16 protein-coding genes are annotated in these 17761 nt (G+C 75.1%); 3 read left to right on the top strand and 13 right to left on the bottom strand.

The genetic code is table 11. The features are described 5' to 3' along the window. Nucleotides 1-82: 82 nt before the first annotated feature. From ACYQBY_RS20650 to ACYQBY_RS20640, 3 genes are all read right to left on the bottom strand, one after another. Complete coding sequence (locus tag ACYQBY_RS20650; RefSeq protein ID WP_459645778.1) at nt 83-2821, bottom strand: endo-1,4-beta-xylanase; 2739 nt, start codon at nt 2819-2821, stop codon at nt 83-85. A gap of 186 nt (nt 2822-3007) precedes the next feature. After that, nucleotides 3008-3490 carry an anthrone oxygenase family protein gene (locus ACYQBY_RS20645; RefSeq protein WP_459645777.1) on the bottom strand — a complete coding sequence of 161 codons (483 nt, stop codon included), beginning with the start codon at nt 3488-3490 and terminating at the stop codon, nt 3008-3010. Between the two features lie 40 nt (nt 3491-3530). Continuing rightward, nucleotides 3531-4232, bottom strand: a complete 702-nt coding sequence (locus ACYQBY_RS20640) for a hypothetical protein (RefSeq protein ID WP_459645776.1) — start codon at nt 4230-4232, stop codon at nt 3531-3533. A gap of 453 nt (nt 4233-4685) precedes the next feature. On the opposite strand from ACYQBY_RS20640, the gene ACYQBY_RS20635 reads away from it, so the two are divergent. Beyond that, a complete protein-coding gene (locus tag ACYQBY_RS20635; protein ID WP_459645775.1) occupies nt 4686-5627 on the top strand; it encodes an alpha/beta hydrolase in 942 nt (313 codons plus the stop codon). A 66-nt stretch (nt 5628-5693) separates the two neighbouring features. Here the strand turns inward: ACYQBY_RS20635 and ACYQBY_RS20630 are convergent, their stop codons facing one another. After that, entirely contained in the window at nt 5694-6116 is a 423-nt protein-coding gene (locus ACYQBY_RS20630; RefSeq protein WP_459645774.1) for a VOC family protein, read from the bottom strand. Nucleotides 6117-6235: 119 nt separating this feature from the next. On the opposite strand from ACYQBY_RS20630, the gene ACYQBY_RS20625 reads away from it, so the two are divergent. After that, nucleotides 6236-7063, top strand: coding sequence for a YciE/YciF ferroxidase family protein (locus ACYQBY_RS20625; protein WP_459645773.1), 828 nt, complete (start codon nt 6236-6238; stop codon nt 7061-7063). Nucleotides 7064-7135: 72 nt separating this feature from the next. Here the strand turns inward: ACYQBY_RS20625 and ACYQBY_RS20620 are convergent, their stop codons facing one another. From ACYQBY_RS20620 to ACYQBY_RS20600, 5 genes are all read right to left on the bottom strand, one after another. Continuing rightward, nucleotides 7136-7663, bottom strand: a complete 528-nt coding sequence (locus ACYQBY_RS20620) for a hypothetical protein (RefSeq protein ID WP_459645772.1) — start codon at nt 7661-7663, stop codon at nt 7136-7138. A 25-nt stretch (nt 7664-7688) separates the two neighbouring features. After that, entirely contained in the window at nt 7689-10871 is a 3183-nt protein-coding gene (locus tag ACYQBY_RS20615) for a CHAT domain-containing protein (RefSeq protein WP_459645771.1), read from the bottom strand. Then, on the bottom strand, nt 10858-12006 hold the full coding sequence (locus tag ACYQBY_RS20610) for a hypothetical protein (RefSeq protein ID WP_459645770.1): 1149 nt from the start codon (nt 12004-12006) through the stop codon (nt 10858-10860). Before ACYQBY_RS20610 ends, ACYQBY_RS20615 begins: the two co-directional genes overlap by 14 nt. A 278-nt stretch (nt 12007-12284) precedes the next feature. After that, nucleotides 12285-12608, bottom strand: a complete 324-nt coding sequence (locus ACYQBY_RS20605; RefSeq protein WP_459645769.1) for a hypothetical protein — start codon at nt 12606-12608, stop codon at nt 12285-12287. 145 nt (nt 12609-12753) lie between these two features. Further along, on the bottom strand, nt 12754-13734 hold the full coding sequence (locus tag ACYQBY_RS20600) for an ATP-binding protein (RefSeq protein ID WP_459645768.1): 981 nt from the start codon (nt 13732-13734) through the stop codon (nt 12754-12756). Nucleotides 13735-13937: 203 nt separating this feature from the next. Between ACYQBY_RS20600 and ACYQBY_RS20595 the strand changes: the two genes are divergently transcribed. After that, entirely contained in the window at nt 13938-14750 is an 813-nt protein-coding gene (locus ACYQBY_RS20595; RefSeq protein WP_459645767.1) for an alpha/beta fold hydrolase, read from the top strand. A 36-nt stretch (nt 14751-14786) separates the two neighbouring features. On the opposite strand, the gene ACYQBY_RS20590 is transcribed toward ACYQBY_RS20595, so the two are convergent. From ACYQBY_RS20590 to ACYQBY_RS20575, 4 genes are all read right to left on the bottom strand, one after another. Beyond that, entirely contained in the window at nt 14787-15113 is a 327-nt protein-coding gene (locus tag ACYQBY_RS20590; protein ID WP_459645766.1) for a hypothetical protein, read from the bottom strand. A gap of 452 nt (nt 15114-15565) precedes the next feature. Continuing rightward, nucleotides 15566-15961, bottom strand: a complete 396-nt coding sequence (locus ACYQBY_RS20585; RefSeq protein ID WP_459645765.1) for a MerR family transcriptional regulator — start codon at nt 15959-15961, stop codon at nt 15566-15568. 9 nt (nt 15962-15970) lie between these two features. Continuing rightward, the gene (locus ACYQBY_RS20580) at nt 15971-16435 is read right to left on the bottom strand and encodes a hypothetical protein (RefSeq protein ID WP_459645764.1); all 465 of its coding nucleotides are present in this window, start codon (nt 16433-16435) and stop codon (nt 15971-15973) included. Between the two features lie 320 nt (nt 16436-16755). After that, nucleotides 16756-17550 carry a DUF429 domain-containing protein gene (locus ACYQBY_RS20575; protein ID WP_459645763.1) on the bottom strand — a complete coding sequence of 265 codons (795 nt, stop codon included), beginning with the start codon at nt 17548-17550 and terminating at the stop codon, nt 16756-16758. Between the last annotated feature and the right edge of the window lie 211 nt (nt 17551-17761).

Genomic DNA, 17761 nt, shown 5'->3' with positions numbered 1-17761 from the left:
GCCCGGGGCTCCACCGCGCGGGACGCGACGAGGCCCCGCCCCCTTGCGGGGAGCGGGGCCTCGTCGGATCAGGACGCGGACGTCACTTCCGGACGTCCACCGTCACACGGGTCGTGGTGGTGACCGGCGCCCCGAAGGAGTCCTTCATCGACAGGGTGCAGTCGAACACCGCCGTACCGGTCCCGGTGGGCCGGGCCCGCAGGGTGAACGTGGCGTTCTGCCCGGCCGGGTAGTCCCGGTTGGCGACCTGCGCCGAGCCCGGGGCGAGCTCCAGCGCCAGCCGGGTCGAGCCCGCCGCGCCGGCGTTCACCTGGGTGCAGGAGTAGGCGAAGGTGCGCCCGAGCAGGGTGCCGGTGCCCTTGTTGCCGAACTGGACCGCGATCTGGACGGTCTGGTTCGCGTTCGCCCGCACGACGGGGCCGTTGTTGACCTGCTGGTACAGCTTCGTCGTGGTGGGCGGCGGGGTGACGGTCACGGTGAACACGCCCGGCTTGGCCTGGTTGCCGGCCTGGTCGGTCAGCGTGCACGTCACCTGGGTGGTGCCGATCGGGAACTGCGAGCCGGACGCCGGGGTGCACGCCGGGGTGAGGACGCCGTCGCGGGTGTCACCGGCCACCGGCGGGGTGTAGGTGACCTTCGCGCCGTCGATGCTGGTGGACAGCACCGCCACGTCGTCCTTGCCGGCGATGCGCGGGATCAGGAAGTCCGCCGGGCGGGCGGGCAGCTTCGACGGGTCGACGATGCCCCAGTACGCCGGGGTGACCTGCAGGTCGTCGTCGAAGGGCAGCGGCTGCTCCCACGGGCGGGCGTACGGCCAGGTCCGCAGCCAGGTGCGGGCGTTGCTGATGCCCCAGAACGTCACCGACTCGATGGAGCCGGAGTGCTCGCGCAGCACCCCGAACAGGTCGCGGTAGTAGTAGCCGTTCTCCACCCCGGCGGCGGCGTCGTCCGGCGTGGCGCGCTTGGGTGCCCCGGTGCTGTTGATGTCCGCGGAGGCCATCTCCGTGGAGGTGCTCACGTCCAGCTCGGTGATGACCTGGGCCAGGGGCCGCTTCTTCTCCGCGCTGAGCTCCTCCACCGCGGTGAGGGAGTCGTCGAGCCACTGCACGGGGCGGCCGAAGTCGACGTGCGCCTGGTGGCCGACGCCGTCGATGGGCACGCCGCGCTCGATGAGGGAGGAGACGAGGCTGAGGTAGTCGGCCCGCTTCTCCGGCATCTCGGTGTTGTAGTCGTTGATGAACAGCTTCGCGTCCGGGAAGTACTTGTCCGCCGTGCGGAAGGCGTGGTCGACGAAGCCCTCGCCGAGGACCTGGAACCAGCGGCTGTCGCGCATGTCGTGCGGGTTGGCGTTGTCACCGTCGTTGATGACCTCGTTGACGACGTCCCACGCCCAGATCGGGCTGTTCCCGTCGGGGTAGCGGGCGTTCACGTGGTCCGCGATCGCCTTGATGTGCGCCTCCATGCGCTGCTTCAGCAGGGCCTGGTCCGCCGGGGAGTTCGTCAGCGGGGTGCCGTCGGGGCGCTGGAAGACCCACGCGGGGGTCTGGGAGTGCCAGACGAAGACGTGGCCGTACACCTGGGTCCCGGTGGCGTCGGCGAAGTCGAGCAGCCGGTCCAGGTTGGTGAAGGTGAAGGTGCCCTCGGTGCGCTGGATGCTCTCCGGCTTGCCGTCGTTCTCCGGGGTGAGGGCGTTGAAGTGCTTCTGCACGAGCTGGGCGGGGCGGCCGGTGGTCTCGCGCTGGTCGAGCGCGACACCGACGTGCTCGAAGCCCTGCGCGCCGAGGACGTCCTTGAGGGCGGGGACGTCCTGGATCGGGGTCTCGGCAGCGCTCTTCAGGCTGAAGTCGTCGAGGAGGAAGTCGGTGCCGGCGGCGCCCTCGACGTAGACCTGCGCCCTGTCGATCGCGGAGCCGAGGGTGTAGGTGCCGCGGATCCGCGTCCAGCCGTCGGCGGTGATCTCGGCGCTGGCGACGTTCTCGTAGTTCGTCACCGTGCCGCGGTCGCGCTGGACGGAGACGGTGAGGGGGGCCGGGGCCTCGCCCGGGGCGAGCTTCGCCCACACGGAGACCTCGACGGTCTGCCCGACGGCCAGGCCCTTCGTCACGTCGACGGCGGGGCCCTGCCAGTTCTGCAGGCGGTTCGTCGCCAGCAGCGCGCCGCCGCTGCGGCCCTGGCCGGCCACGTGCTCGACCTTCGCGTCGCCGCGCGGGCCCCAGCCGTCCAGGCCGGCGTCGAACGTGGTGGCGATCGGCGGGGTGGTGCCCGGCTGCGTCGGCGCCGCCGCCTCCCCGCTGATGGTCACGTCGTCGACGTAGAAGCTCTGCGTCGGGTCCGGGCTCTCCAGGTACAGCTCGAGCTGGCTGTTGTCCGCGGTGGAGAACTCGTAGGTGCCGCTGACCTTCGTCCAGCCGCTGTCCGAGACGGGGACGGCGCTGGCGACGCGCTCGTAGGCGGTGGTGCCGCCGGTGGGCGTGCGGGCCACGGTCATGTTGACCGTGTCGCTGCCCGAGCCGGCCGCGAGGCGCACCCACGCCTCGACGGTGTACGTCCCGGCGGGCATGAGCGTGCGCGCCTCGAGCGCGGGGCCGTGCCAGTCGGCCGTGCGGCCGGTGACGGCGAGGCTCTGCGCCCCGGTGCGGGCCTGGTCGGTGCTGGCGGTGACCTGGGCGGCGCCACGGCCGAACCAGCTCTGCGTGCCGGACTCGAAGCCGGCGGTGTGGACGGTGACCGGGGCGGCGGTGGCCGTGGGGGCGACCACGGTGCCGAGCCCGGCGAGGAGGCCGGTGGCGAGCGCGCCGGCTCGCAGACGTCGCTGTCTCATGGGTGCTGTGCCCTTCGGGACGGGCCGGCGGCAGCGCCGGTGATCCACTGCTTCCGGAATCGTTCCGGAAGGTATGGCGGAAGTAGAACACCCCTTCGGGCAGGGGTCAAACCCTCCGGCCGGTCCTCACCCGCCTGCACGAGCCGGGCGATCCCCGTTCTCGCGCAGCCCATCCGGTGGGTACGTTCACACCCGGGACGCGGCCAGCACCGCCAGCAGGCACGCCGCGGCGCACGCGAGGGTCCGCACGTGGTTCCACGCCGACCACCGCGCCGCGTACCCGCGCCACACCCCGGCCAGCTCCTCCCCGCCGGCGCGCGCCAGCCGCTCGTTGAGCGGGACGTTGCCCACGACGGTCACCACCACCGCACCCACCAGGTACAGCACCGCCCCCACCACCCCGGCGAGCGGGACACCGCGGCCGAGCACCGCCAGCACCAGGAGCGCCGCCTCCGCCAGCGCCGTGCCGAACAGCAGGAGCATCAGCGGCGGCCGCACCGCGGCGACGTTCACCTCCCGCATCGCCACCGCGCCGACCTGCCCCGGCGCGCGGACCAGCGCCCGCAGCACGAAGCCCGAGAAGGCGAAGAACACCCCGCCCACCAGGCCCGCGCCGACCGCGACGAGGACGAGGAGCAGGAGCACACCCGGCCGGCCCGTGGAGGTCACCGGGCGATCATGCCGTGCCGGGGCTCGTCGCCGGGGCTCCTCAGCGCCGGTGCAGCTGCGGGTACCAGTACGCCGAGGACTCCTCCAGCGGCAGCTCCCGCGGGCCCGGGTCCGGCGCCTGCCGGCCGGGCGTGCGGCCGGCCCCGATCGCCGTGGGCTCCCCCGCCGGGGCGGTGCGCGTCATCAGCAGCATCCGCAGCGGTCCCTCCGCCGGCGCGGCCCGCGCCCCACCGGTCGCCATCAGCAGCGCCAGCATCACCCGCTCCGCGCCGTCGCACACCAGGATCGGCGCGGCCGCCTCCCGGGAGATGCGGTGCTCGTCCATCGACAGCGCCACGTACACCGCGCCGCCCCGCAGGTCCGTCACCGCCACCGCGCGCACCTCGTCCGGCGAGTCGCACCGGTACGCCAGCGTCCGCACCTCCCCGTAGCCGTTGCGGGAGCGCGGGTGGGTCAGCGCCGGGACGGGGCGCAGCTCGACGGGACCGACCTCCGGGTCGAAGGTGCGCGCCAGCCGGTCCGCCACCACCTGCGGCGGCGGCTGCACCGGGGGTGGCGGGCCCAGCAGCAGCAGCGGCGCGAACGCCAGCACCCCGCAGACGGCGACCAGCGGCGGCAGCCACCACGGGGCGGACCGCGCGGGCACCGGCGGCACCGGCCCCCCGGCGACCGGCGACCAGGTGGGCTCCCCGTCCCCCGCGTCCCCCGCGTCCCCCGCGTCCCCCGCGTCCCCCGCGACCAACGTGACCTCCGCGGGCCCCACCGCCGGGGCGGACCGCTCGCGCGGCGCCCACGCGGGGGCGGCGGGGCCGACCGGGGGCACCGGGACGGGCGCAGGCAGCGGTGCGGTCGCGGGCGCGGGCGCGGCCGGCGGTGCGAGCGCGGGCCGCGGAACCCGCGCGCGGGACGCGGCGGGGCGCGGCTCGACGCGCCGGGAGCCGGCCCGGCAGTACTCACACACCGCTGGTCAGCTCCCCGGGCCGGTCGCGGTGCTCCACGGGGGAACTGTCACCCCCGCCGGGCCCGCGCGCGCGACGAACGGGGACGGGCACACCCGGACGGCCGGGCCGCGGGACGGCGGACGCGCGGTCGAGGCCCCGGGGGGATGCCGTGAGGAGTGCGGCGCGGGGTGTTGTGGGACGGCGGCACGCACGGTTCCCTTGACCCGCCACCACCGCCCGCCGGAAGGGGCTCCGTGCCCGAGGACGCGTTCCACCCCGACCTGCGCCTGGCGCGGTCCCTCCCCCGCCACGTCGTCACCGCGCGCAGCCTGTGGCGGGTGCGGAGGCTGACCGGCCTCGCCGCGCGCCTCATCCGCTCCCGCGCCGTCGAGGAGCGCGCCGCACCGGAGGTCCCGGTCCTCGTCCACGGCCGCGCGCCGGGACGGGGGCGCCGGCCGGCGCTGCTGTGGATCCACGGCGGCGGGCTCGTGATGGGCGACCCCCGCCTCGACGACGCCTTCTGCGCCCGCGTCGCGGACGAGCTGGACGCCCTCGTCGTCTCCGTGGGGTACCGCCTCGCCCCCGAGCACCCCTTCCCCACCCCGCTGGAGGACTGCTGGAGCGCGCTGCGCTGGCTGGCGCGGCAACCCGACGTCGACCCGGAGCGCATCGCCCTCGGCGGGGCCAGCGCCGGCGGCGGCCTCGCGGCGGCGCTCGCGCTGCTGGCCCGCGAGCGCGGCGAGGTCTCCCCCGCGTTGCAGCTCCTCGCCTACCCGATGCTCGACGACCGCACCACGCTGCGCACCGACGTCGACGGCGCCTCCCTGCGCATGTGGGACCAGGACAGCAACCGCCTCGGCTGGCAGAGCTACCTCGGCCCGTACCGCAGGCCCGGCCAGCCCGACGGCGTGCCCGAGCTCGCCGCACCGGCGCGCGCGCGGGACCTGAGCGGCCTGCCGCCGGCGTGGATCGGCGTCGGCACCCTCGACCTGTTCCACGACGAGGACGTGACCTACGCCCGGCGGCTGCAGCAGGCCGGGGTGGGGTGCACCCTGCACGTCGTGCCGGGGGCGTACCACGGCTTCGACGCGGTGGAGCGCGGCGCGGCCCTGTCGCGGGAGTTCACCCGGCGGCAGCTCGCGGCGCTGGAGGGCGCGTTCGCGTGGCGCGGCGCGGCGGGGCGCCACGTGCGGTGAGCCCGCCCGGGGCGCCCCGCCGTGCCCGTCCCGGGGCACGGCTCAGGGCACGGCTCGGGGCACGGCTCAGCCGGCCGGGGTGAACAGCTCCAGCGCGATGCCGTCGGGGTCGCGGAACTCCAGGATCAGGAACGCGCCGAGGTCCTTGATGCCCTCGTGCGCCACCCCCAGCGCGTCCAGCGCGCCGGTCGCGGCCTCAAGCTCGGCCCGCGAGGCGACGCCCAGCGCGAGGTGGTCCAGGCCCACGCGGTCCTCGGAGAACCGGTCCGTCCCGGGCGCCACCGGGCGCAGGCCGAAGAGGCCGCCGGGGAAGGAGTAGACGACCCCGCCGAACAGGAAACCCAGGGAGGCGCGGGTCTCCTCGTCGGCGTCGTCGGGCAGCTCGTACGCCACGTCCCAGCCGAAGAGTGCGTCGTAGAACTCGCGGGAGCGGCGCAGATCGGTGACGGTGAGCCGTACATGCGCGAAGCCGGTCACGGGTATGGGCATGGCGAAGGATCGCACGCTCCCGCCCGGGCCGGCACGCCCGCTCCGTCCCCGCCCGCACCTGCTGCGGGGACGCGGCCCGCGGTCGCGCCGCGACGACCACCCGCACTACAGGAGGCACGATGTTCGAGAGCCTGAAGACCCCCGAGGACATCTTCGGCTACAAGCTCGGTCTGGCGCTGAACATGGAGCGCGACATCCTCGAGCAGCTCGGCGTGCTGGAGAAGGCCGCCCAGCGGCAGGAGCTGAAGACCCTCCTCGCCGAGCACGCGGTGGAGACCCGGCAGCAGATCGAGAACCTCGAGGCCGCCTTCCGGCTGCTGGGCGAGGAGGTGCAGGAGCACCCGTGCCTGGTCACCAAGGCCATGGCCAAGGAGGTGAGCGGCCTGCTGCGCAAGACCGACGCGAGCCTCGCCGACGCGGTCGTGCTGTCCGCCGCGCTGGAGACCGAGCACCACGAGGCCGCCGTCTACGAGTTCCTCATCACCAACGCCGACGCCCGCGGCGCGCAGGGCGTCAAGGCCCTGCTGGAGGTGAACCTCGCCCAGGAGGACGCCACCCGCGAGCGCATCACCACCCTGGCCCGGCGCATCGCCCACGAGGGCGTCGCCGTGCCCGTGGAGGGGATGAGCGGAGGCGTCAAGGCCGCCGTCGCCGCGGGGGTCGCGGTGGCCGCCGGCGCCGCCGCGGTGCTCGGCTCCAAGGCCGCCGGTTCCTCCGGGGAGGCGGCACCGGTCACCACGACGGGGCACGCCACCGGCGGCGGCTCCACCGCGGCACCGGCGTCCGGGACGGTCACGACGTCCACCACGACGTCCACCACGGCGTCCGGCACGACGTCCGGCACGGCGTCCGGCACGGGCGCCGCGGGGGTCGCCGAGGAGTTCAACGACCACGCCCTGCAGGAGCGCATCGCCGAGAGCGAGCACCGCGAGGCCGCGGAGCGCTGAGCCGCCAGCCGCCCACCGCCCACCGCCCGCAGCCGGGCGGTGGGCGGTGCCCGTACGCGACGGCACCCGGCCTCAGGGCAGGAACAGCCCCTTGGCGATGCCGACGAGCTGCTCGACGAGCGAGCTCTCCGCCGCCTCCTTGCCGACCTCGACCGTGAAGTCCGACCGGCCGTCCTTGCGCTCCACCCGGACGTTCACCCTGGTCTGCAGCAAGGTGACCAGGGCGGCGACGACGATGAGCACCTCCAGGCCACCGGCCAGGGCCATCTGCTCGTTCTCCGGGGGGTCCGCGACGAGGTCCTGCGCCAGGTCCGCCGTGCCGGGGTCCTCCACGGCCGCCCGCAGCAGTTCCCGGCTCGCGGCCAGCGCCGCGTCCCGGTCGAGCGGGCGGGTGTCCCCGACGAGCTGCGGCGTGCTCCCGCCGAGCCACGCGGCCAGCGCCAGCCGCGCGTCCTCCGCCGTGGCGACGGCCCGGCGCTGGTCCTCCGGCAGCCTGTTGCGCAGCTCCTCGGTGAGCTCCTGCAGCGCGGACAGGACGGTCGCGTCGTCGAGCCGGTCCACGGACGCCGGCTCGCCGGCCGTCAGGTTCTGGAACGTCACGTCGGGTTCTCCTTCGCTCGGTGTTTCAGCGCCAGTCACCGATCAGGACCAGCGGGGCCCAGTGGTAGGGGTGCGCCAGGTACGGCTCGTCCTCGCAGGCGCGCAGGTGGCGCTGCGCCTCCCACAGCGCCCGCCAGGCAGGTGCTCCCCGGGCGAGCCGCTCGTAGAAGACCCGCAGCATCCGCCGGGAGCTCGGCTCGTCGACGTTCCACAGCGACGCCACGACGGCCCCGGCGCCGGCGTAGAGCAGGCTGCGCACCAGCCCCTCGAACTCGTCCCCCCGGTTCCGCTGCCCCTGCACGGCGGTGGAGCAGGCGCGCATCGTGACGAGGCGGGCAGCCAGCGGTGACCGGGCGATGTCCTGCGTGGAGAGCAGGAAGCGGTTGCGCTGCATCCGGGACAGGCCGGCCAGACCCGCCGGCGGGCGCGAGGCGCCGTCGCCGAGCAGGAGACCGGAACGGGACGGGTCCCGCTCGTCGAAGTGCCCGTGGCAGGTGAGGTGGACGATCTCGGCGTCCCGCATGCCGGCGAGGACGGCCTCCGGCGATGCTCCCGGCCCGCGTGCGACGCGGGTGTCCCACCGACCCGCGAAGAGCTGGTCGTCGTGCTCGAAGGCGTCCGTGTCGTCGCCCGACGCGGCGGAGACGCCCGCGACGAAGGCGGTCCCGGACACCGGCTCGGCGACGTCGCGCTGCAGGGAGTACGCGAGCGCCGACAGGCTGGGGGCGTACACCACGGGGTACCGCTCCCCCAGCGGTTCCCCCCCGGGGCGGCGCAGGGCGTGGAAGGGGACCAGGTGCAGGGGCCCGTGCGCCGCGACGCACAGCAGCGTGCCCGCCGCCACGTCGTCCTCGAACCCCAGCAGGGCCGCACCGAGCTCGTCGAGGCGGTCCAGGCTGCGCCGGTGCGGTGACCTGCGGCGGATCGGCGGGGTCGGCGGGAACGCCGACGGGTCCCCGTTGAACGTGGCGCGCAACCACCGGGCGACCTCCTCCACCCTCTCCCGCGTCAGCGGGGAGCGGTGGACGCGCAGCTCCCCGTCCGGTCGCAGCAGGAAGCACGTCGTCCCCGTCGGGGTGCAGAAGTACGAGACGACGGCCACGGGGGTCGAGGGGTCGGCCGCCGACAGCAGCGGCCGCACCTCGCGCAGGGTCAGGGGTTCGCCCTCGCGGGAGCGGACGTACTCCGGCGCCCAGGGCCGCACCAGCTCCCGGACCTGCCGCAGGCGCTCGCGCGTCTCGCGCAGCCGCTCGATGCGCCGGCGCCCCCCGGCCGAGGGGTCCCCGACGAGGTGTTCCTGCAGTTCCCTCTCCAGCACCAGCAGGGAGTCCTCGGCGGCGCACAGCTCCGCCGGGACGGCGCGGGGCCGCGGGAGGCGGGAGTCCGCCAGCGCGGCGGCGAAGCTGCGGGAGCGGGCGGCCTCGTGGAGGTCGAACGCCAGTTCCCCCGCCGCCCGTCCGTCGGGCAGGTCCAGGAGGTGCCCGTCGGTCGTCAGCAGGTCCACGAGGCCCTCGTAGACCGCGACGGACTCGGCCACGACCTCGGCGCGCCGCTCGTCGAGCACCGCCGCGTCCAGGCGCGCGGTGGTCTCCGACAGGGCGGACCACAGCAGCTCGAACGCCTGCTGCGGCTCGCGCAGATCCTGCCGGAGCAGCCGCGCGCACCGCACCCGCAGTCGGGTGACCTCCGGTCCCCGGAAACCGCGCGCCGCGCAGTCGGCCAGCTGCGAGCGCAGCACCTCGACGGCCGCCGCGGGGTCGCCCGCGCGCTCCAGCCGCCGCGCACCGGCCTCGACGACGAACGTCAGCGCCCCCACGTCCCCCTGCGCCACGGCCTCCTCGCGTCCCAGCCGCAGGAAGGACCGGAACTCCTCGTCGGTGCCCCAGGTCCCGTCGGCGCGGCTGAGGTAGGTGCGCAGGTTGGACAGCGCGTCCCCGGCCTCGATGCCGGTGACGAGGGCCGCCGTGTAGAGGGACCCGACGGTCTCGGCGCCTCCCCCGCGCTCGCGCACGGTGTCACCGAGGCCGAAGAGGGCGATCGCGGCGCTCGTGCTGGGCGTGCCGGGGTCCAGCGCCGCCAGGGCGGCGGAGTACTCCGCCGCGGCCGCCTCGGGACGGCCTGCGTGCAGGAGCGCCGTCCCGAGGTTGTTGCGCGCCCTGGCCGTCACGGCGGGGTGCCCCCACCGCTCCACCGTGCGGACGATGTCCCGCATGGCGTTGATGCCCGCGGTGTCGTGGCCCCTCTTGAGGTGGTTCGCGGCGAGGTTCGTGCGCGCGCCGAACTCGCGCGGCCGGTCACCGGCGCGGGCGAAGAGCGCGACGGCCCCGGCGTGGTCGGCGGCGCCCTCGTCGTGGTCGCCGAGGTCCTCGTGGACGAGGCCCCGCAGGTTCAGGCAGCGGCCCGCGAGGACCTCCCCGTCCGGCGTCGACCCGGTGATGTCCCCGAGGGCGGTGGTGAGGGCGGCGAGGGCGTCGGCGCGCATCCCGAGCGCCCGCAGGCACCCGGCCAGCTGGTAGCGCACCATCGCCGCCGGGCCCGCGTCCAGGAACCGCAGCGCCTCCAGGAACGCCTCCGCGGCCGCCTCGTTCTCGCCGCGCTGGTCGTGCAGGGTGCCCTGCATCATCCGTGCCGCGGCGAGGGCCGACGCCGGCAGCCCGGCCGCGCGGGCCTCCGCGACCGCCCGGTCGACGTGGCGCACGGCGTGCGCGAGCTGCCCGCGGTCGCGCTGGAACGCCGCCCACACGAGCCGCCCGTTCAGGCGCTGCCGGGCGTCACCGCGCCACACGGACAGCGCCGCCACCGCGGGCCCGGCCCCGCGCGGCAGGTTCAGCCGAGGGGTGAGCAGCGCCAGGTGCGCGTCGGCGACGGGGTCGTCGACGTCCAGCAGGTGCTCGTGCCGGCGCAGCAGCAGGAACGCGTCCAGCGGGCCGGCCTCCCCGGCGGCCGCGCGCACCAGCTGCTGGAGGGTCCCGGGGCCGGCGGAGGATCCGCGGGGATCGGGCAGCAGCCGGTCCACCTGCTCGTCGAGGAACTCCAGCAGGGCGACCTCGGCCCGCAGCCCCGCCGCCTCCGCAGCCGACCCGCGCGCGGCGAGGGCCTGCTTCAGCGCCCCCCGGCCGAGGCCGAGCTCGTGCACGAACGCGTCGAGGTCCGCCAGCGTGCGCGCGCGCAGCAGCGCCTCGACGGCCCGCTCCTCAACGGGCGGCACCGGTCACCCTCCCCTGCCGCGCGCGCACGGCCTCCAGCACGTCGCGGCGCTGCTCGTCGTCGCGCGCGAGCCGGTGCGCCTCGGCGAAGTGGTGCGCACCGCGCTCGGTGTCCCCCGCGCTCCAGAACACCTGGCCCAGGTTGAAGTGGCGCTCGTGGTCGGGGCCCGGCAGCGCCTCCAGCCACCGGGCCTCGACCAGCGCACCCTCGACGTCGGAGACCCCGAGCAGGGCGAACATGAGCATCGAGCGGCGGTTCAGGGAGTCGGGGAACCGCTGCACCAGCGCCCGCAGCGACGCCACCGCCGCCTCGGCCCCCGGGCCGCCCTCCATCGCCGCGACCAGGAGCTCCCGCGCCCTCGCGTCTCCCGCCGCGCTGCGCTCCGCGGCCTCCCCGCGCCGGTGCCCGTCGAGGGCCTGCAACGTCGGGGAGTCCGGCTCGACGTCCTCCAGGAGCAGGAGGACCTCGTGGAGCCGCGGGCCGGGGCGCGGACCGGAGTAGAGGAGCGCGAGGAGCTGCAGGACCTCCGGCTCCCGGGGGAGCCGCTCGTGCAGGTCTTCCAGCAGCGCGAGCGGCTCGTCCCAGTCGTGACCCGCGTGGCCGGCCCAGAGCAGCGTCGTGAGCGCGTGGGCGAGGTCGAGGCGCTCGCGGTCCTGCGCGGTGCCCCGCACGACCCGCTCGCGGAGGAACCCGACCCGCAGGACGGTCCAGCGGGTCTCCCGCTCCAGGATCGTGCTCACGCGGTCCACCTCACCGACGTAGCGCGAGGCGACCCGGCCGAGCGGCCCGTCCCCGTCGGCGACGGGCAGGAGGAGCAGGCGCGCGCGCGCCAGGTCACCGACGTGCAGGAGGGCCACCGCCGAGTTCACCGCGACGAGCGGGTCACCGGGAGCGGAGCGTCGCGCGCGGTCGAACGCGAGGACGGCGACGTCGTGCCTGCCGAGGCGGGCGAGGGCGAGTCCCGCCAGGTGCGAGGTGGCCGGGTCCTCCGCGTCGCAGAACCCGCGCAGCCGCTCGGCGAGCTCGTCCTGCTCCTCGCGGGGCAGCGCGGGCAGTTCCTCCAGCCACCGGGCGTCCTCGGGCAGGACGTGCTCCTCGTCCACCTGGAAGGCGACGTCGAGTTCCCTTCCGGCCATGTCGGGCCTCCTCGGCTGGGGGAACGCGAGCCGTGGCGGACGACCGGCGCGGCGCTGCGGCACGAGCCACGGATCCCCGCGGCGACATCGCACGAGACCTCGTGCGACGCCGGATCCCCGGATCGCCGATCGTCGTGGTCGTCACGTCACCCCTGACGCCACCTCCCTACGGCAGTCAGCGTCCTCCCCCGCGCCCCGCTCGTCCAGCAACTCCGGGAACCTGGACGGCTCGCCGGGCCCGGCGGGGACGAGGGCCTCCTGCCGCGGGGTCGCCGCCGTCAGCGGGTGCCGGGGTGCTCGGGCCCGTCGTCCCCCGGCACGGCGTCCTCGCGGTCCTCGTCGCCGATCCGGACACCGGCCGTCGGGTCCCCCTGGCCGGTGCCGTCCGCGACGTCGTCCTGCAGGCCGAGCGGGTCCTCCGGATCGCGCGCGGGAGGCGCGGGCGGGCCGGAGTTGGACGCCCTGGCGTTCTCGCGGCTGCCCTGGTCCTGGACCTGACGGACCTCGGCGTTGTCGAACACGTCGACGGTGTGGTCCCCGTCGCCGCCCGTGGGTCCGTCGGAGGAGGTGGCGCCGGTCGGGGTCTCGCTGTTCTCGCTCACGGGAGGCCACCCTCCGGCCCGCGGGCGGCGACCGCCACCCGAGCAGCGGATGGCTCCACGACCTCGGCCTCCGCGGTGTCGCCCGGTCCCCTCGCACGGGCCGAACAGGTCACCGTCGCGCCGCATCGGCTCTCGCACAGCAGGATCAGGCGGTGGCGTCGCCGAGTCCCCGGATGATGCGGTCGAGGTAGTGACGACGGATGCCGGCGTGGCGGGACAGGGCTTCGGTCAGGGTGAGGAGGGTGGTGCCCCGGCTGAGGTTCTCGGCCTCCTCGACGGCGTCGCGGTAGCGGATGGCGGCCCCCAGCAGGGCGGGGTCCAACGACAGCTCCAGGCTGACGCGGTCGGCGCCGCTCTCGTGGGCGCGCAGGGCCTGGCTGCGGATCTGCAGGCGGGCGGACTCGAAGTCGCGTGCGGCGGAGTCGAGGCGGTGGGCCAGGCCGGTGAAGTCGGTGGCGCCCGGCGTGCGCGCGGCCGCCTCTCCGGTGGCCTGCCCGTGCAGCAGGACGAGCTGGAGCTCGCGGAGGAGGTCGTCCATGTGGGTCTTGGCGGCGATGACGTCCGCTGCGGGCAGGTCGGGCACGGTGACGAGCCTCTGCGCTGCCGGTTCCGCAGCGGTTCGCGGGTGGGCCGGCTCGTCGTCACCGAGCGTGGCCCACATCTCCAGCAGCTCCTCCGCCGTCACGTCGGAGCCGGACGGCGCGGAGGTCGGGAGGAGGTGGGCCCACAGGCACTTGCCGCCCTCCCGGGGGTCGACGCCCCAGCCGGCGGCGAGGGCGTTGACGAGAGGCAGGCCGCGTCCGCTCATGGCGACGACGTCGAGGGTGCCGGAGAGGGGGTGGGTGGTGGAGCCGTCGCACACGTCGACCCGGAGCCCACCGTCGAGGACGCGCAGGTGGACCTCGAAGTCGGTGCGGGCGTGCAGGACGGCGTTGGTGGCGAGCTCGGCGACGACGAGGGCGGCGTCGTCGGCGACCTCCCCCACGCCGTGCGCCTCGGCCCAGGAGGTGGTGAAGCGTCGCGCCAGGCGCACCGACTCGAGAGCAGGGGCGCAGCGGACGTGGTCCTGGCGCGCCGGGTCGTGTGAGGACGGCCGCTTCACGGCAGCGTCTTCGCCTCCGGGCATCTGGCTCCCTGCATCCTGCCGCGCGTCGACGCGGCGCCTGTCATGACCGCGGTTCCTCCCACAGTCTCGCACCGGGGCGACGACCCGGCCGCCGGGCGGCTGCACGCGGTCGACCGGGCGCAGGGGCGAGCTCCGCGATGAGTTCGCGGCACGACACCGGTCTGCACAGCGGTCAGCTCACACGGACACGCGAGGAGCACACCATGACGGCCCCGACCACCGCCCCCGGTCGCCACGCCGACGTCAACGGCGTCCACCTGTACCACGAGACGCACGGCAGCGGGCGTCCGCTGGTCCTGCTGCACGGCGGGCTGGCGTCCGGCGAGATGTTCGCGCCGCTGCTGCCCGCGTTCACCGCGGACCACCAGGTGGTCCTCGTCGACCTGCAGGGACACGGCCGCACCGCGGACGTCGACCGGCCGCTGGACGCACGGCTCATGGCCGACGACGTCGCCGCCCTGATCGGTCACCTGGGTCTGGGACAGGCGGACGTGGCCGGGTACTCCATGGGCGGCAAGGTGGCGCTGCAGGTCGCGATCCGGCACCCCGGCACGGTGCGCCGCCTGGTCGCCGCGTCGGTCACCATCCGCCGCGACGCCGCCTACCCGGACATCCTCGCGCAGCAGGAGCAGGTCGGTGCGGCCGCGGCGGAGTTCATGAGGGGCACCCCCATGTATGAGCTGTACCAGCGCCTCGCGCCACGCCCGGAGGACTTCCCCCGCCTGCTGGACAAGATCGGGGCGGCGCTGGCGCAGGACTTCGACGTCACCGACGACGTCCGCGGTCTCACCGTGCCGACGCTGATCATGGCTGCCGACGCGGACATGGCCCCGCCCAGCCACTTCGTCGAGGTGTTCGGGCTGCTCGGCGGCGGCCGGCGCGACGGCGGCTGGACCGGCGAGGGACGCCCCGAGGGCGGCCACGCACTCGCCATCCTCCCCGGCCTGACGCACTACGACCTCGCCACGTCACCCCTGTTCGCCGCGACCGCGCTCGCCTTCCTGGACCGCGACTGACCCTCCCCGGAGCGGCTGCGCAGGCCGGGACGTCCGTCAGCGGGTGCCGGGGTGCTCGGGCCCGTCGTCCCCCGGCACGGCGTCCTCGCGGTCCTCGTCGCCGATCCGGACACCGGCCGTCGGGTCCCCCTGGCCGGTGCCGTCCGCGACGTCGTCCTGCAGGCCGAGCGGGTCCTCCGGATCGCGCGCGGGAGGCGCGGGCGGGCCGGAGTTGGACGCCCTGGCGTTCTCGCGGCTGCCCTGGTCCTGGACCTGGCGGACCTCGGCGTTGTCGAACACGTCGACGGTGTGGTCGACGTTCCCGTCCCTCGTGCTGTCGTCGGTGGAGTCGGTGCCGGTCGAGGTGTCGCTGTTCTCGCTCACGGGAGGCCACCCTCCGGCCCGCGGGCGGCGACCGCCACCCGAGCAGGCCGGCCGCTGCACGGCTTCGTCTCCCGGCCTCAGACAGACGGCAGGAGGCTCCGGGACCGGCGCGGCATCCCCCGCTGTTGGCGCAGGACATGAGGGGGCTGGGCGTTGCCGCAGGTCAGCGGGGAGCCGGCACGGGGACTCGAACCCCGAACCGCCCGATTACAAGGTCGCCGCTCGGGGGTCTCGGCGGGGCAGTCGGGCGGGGTGGTCGTTGTGCCACAGCGGCTTTCGTCCGGGCGTGTCTGGTGCTGCTCGTGACGTTGGCTGCACCTTTGGCTGCACCCCTGGCTGCACCCCTGGCTGCTCGTCGGAGGCTGGCCTCCCAGTCGGAGCCTTCCGCACGCGGGCGAGGTGTGCCGAGGCGCGTCGAGCCGCCGCCCGTGAGATCGGCGGCGGCCCCGCGCTCAGCCCGCGAGGGCCTCGATGATCGGGCAGGGGGCGTCGGCATCGAGGCACTGCGCCGCGAGCAGCTGCGTGATCGCGTCGCGGGTGCGGGTGAGGTCGTCGATGCGCCCGTCGATCTCGGTGATCTTTCGACGGGCGAGCTCGGCGACGTCGGCGGCGAGGACACCGCTGGCGCGTGCTTCACCCGAGAGCCGGGTGAAGGCGGCCAGCTCGGCCAGGGCGAAGCCGAGATCCTGGCCCCGGCGCAGGAACCTGACGGTGCGCGCGTCGTCCGCGGTGTAGGCGCGGTAGCCGTTGCGGTCCCGGGCCGGTGCTGGGAGGAGGCCGTTGCGCTCGTAGAAGCGGACGGTGGAAACGGCTACTCCCGCCAGCCGGGCGAGGTCGGAGGTGCGCACGTGTCGACTCTAGGAGGCGGTGGCGGGGACCTTCCGAGTCCCGGTCGGGCTGCGTCGCGTGGAGAGCAGGACACCGGCCTGCGCGAGGCCCCAGCCGATCTCCAGGACGAGCATGACCGCAAGGATCGGGGAAGCTCCCCGGCTGAGTGCGGCGATCATGGCCAGGGAGAAGAGACCGCGAGCGACGACGTCGGCGGCCCCAGCCGTTCGCGAGGGACGCAGCAGGCGGTAGACCGACCACACGGTCACGACGCTGCCCGTGAAGTTGGCGAACAGCACGGTGAACACGTCGGGTGCGGGCGTGGTGCCGGACAGGGCGGCTGCGGTGTGGAGGGTCCCCAGCGCGGCGAACAGGACCGGCGCGGTGAACGGCAAGGCGAAGCCAGCGGTCACGATCAGGTCGTAGCCGGCGGAGGCGCGCACCACGCGGCGGGCGGTGATCGTGAGCGGGCGATCGGTGTCCTGGGGCGTCATGCGCTCAGCGTCAACCCTGCACCATGGTGCAAGGTCAAGTCGCGATTCCCTGGCTTGGAGGGTGACCAACCGGCCAGCCGAGGCGCGGGTGAGTGCTCGGGTGTCCTGCCGGAGCTCGGCGGCTTGGGCTGCGCAGCTCGGGCCGTGAGCCGACGTCGAGATGTGACCACCTTCAGGAGCGACTAGGAGGCGGACGCCGGCCATGCTGCCAGGCCGCCCCCTCGTCCAGGCCTGCTCAGGTGAGCGGGTCGGGCCGGGTCACGAGTGCTGCCAAAGAGCGCCGGGCCTGGGTGGGACGGGTGCCTGCTACCGCGGCAGCGCTACACCGCTGGGGCCGCTCCCTCGTCGTCCAGCGCCAGCAGATGTCCGATGCTGCGGCCGGCCTCCGGCACGTGGATCCAGCCCTCCTCCGCTGCCAGCTCCCGCTCCCCCTGTCCCGGCTCCGCGGTCATCCCGAGCGCGACGGCCCGGGCGGTGATCGCCGCGATGAGTGCGTCGAAGATGTGCTCGTTGTTTAGGGCGTCGCGGATTGAGGGCTCGGCGTCGAGCGGCAACTGATCGAGCAGTCCGGTCAAGTCCCTGTCCGCAGGCAGTCCCCAGGCTCGACGACTGGCGGCGGGGTACACCTCGCAGACGATGCCCGTGCCGGAGCGATCGACTGGCTCACCGCCCTGGTCGAGGAGGTCGAGGAGACGTGCCGCTCTGAGCGCCGTGCTTCCCAGCTTGTCGGTGCTGACGGACAGCGGCCGTCCTCCGGCAGCTACCTGGGCGCGGTCGGTGGCGCGATAGCGGAGCTCTGGGGTGGTGAGGGCTGGTCGCGGCAGGGGACGGCGAGCGGCATGGGCGGTGACGTAGTCCACGAAGGCACGTGGCCAGCCGAGGGGGCAGTCGATGCCCACCTTGCCGCCCGAGTCACCCACCTGCCCGCAAATGTCGATGATGTCCTGATCGGTAACCCGACGGACGGCGCTGACGACGACAGGCGGCGATGACCGCCAGTCGATGACGACAGCGCCCGTGTTGAGCGGTTGTGCAGCCAGGTCGACGCCTCCCGTGAGCATGGCGGCATCCTGCCCGTCGTGGCGGACATGGCTGTCTAGCCGGCGGCTGGCCACTTCCAGGTCCTCGTGACTTTCCCAGCCACGGACAACAGCAGGCCCCGGGACCGGCGCGCCAGCGCCGCAGCCCGGGGCCTGCTGTTGTCCGGCCCGCGGAGCGGGCCCTTGACGGAGTATGGATAATTCTCACTGCGGTCTTCGCTAGCGCGGCGCCATTGCGGCGCTCGCTACGGTGCCCCGCCTCAACCTGCCGGCGATGCATAAGAAG

It is taken from the genome of Kineococcus anabasis, from assembly GCF_054590795.1.
The sequence above is the reverse complement of the archived record's forward strand: the minus strand, read 5'-3'. Positions and strand labels throughout refer to the sequence as shown.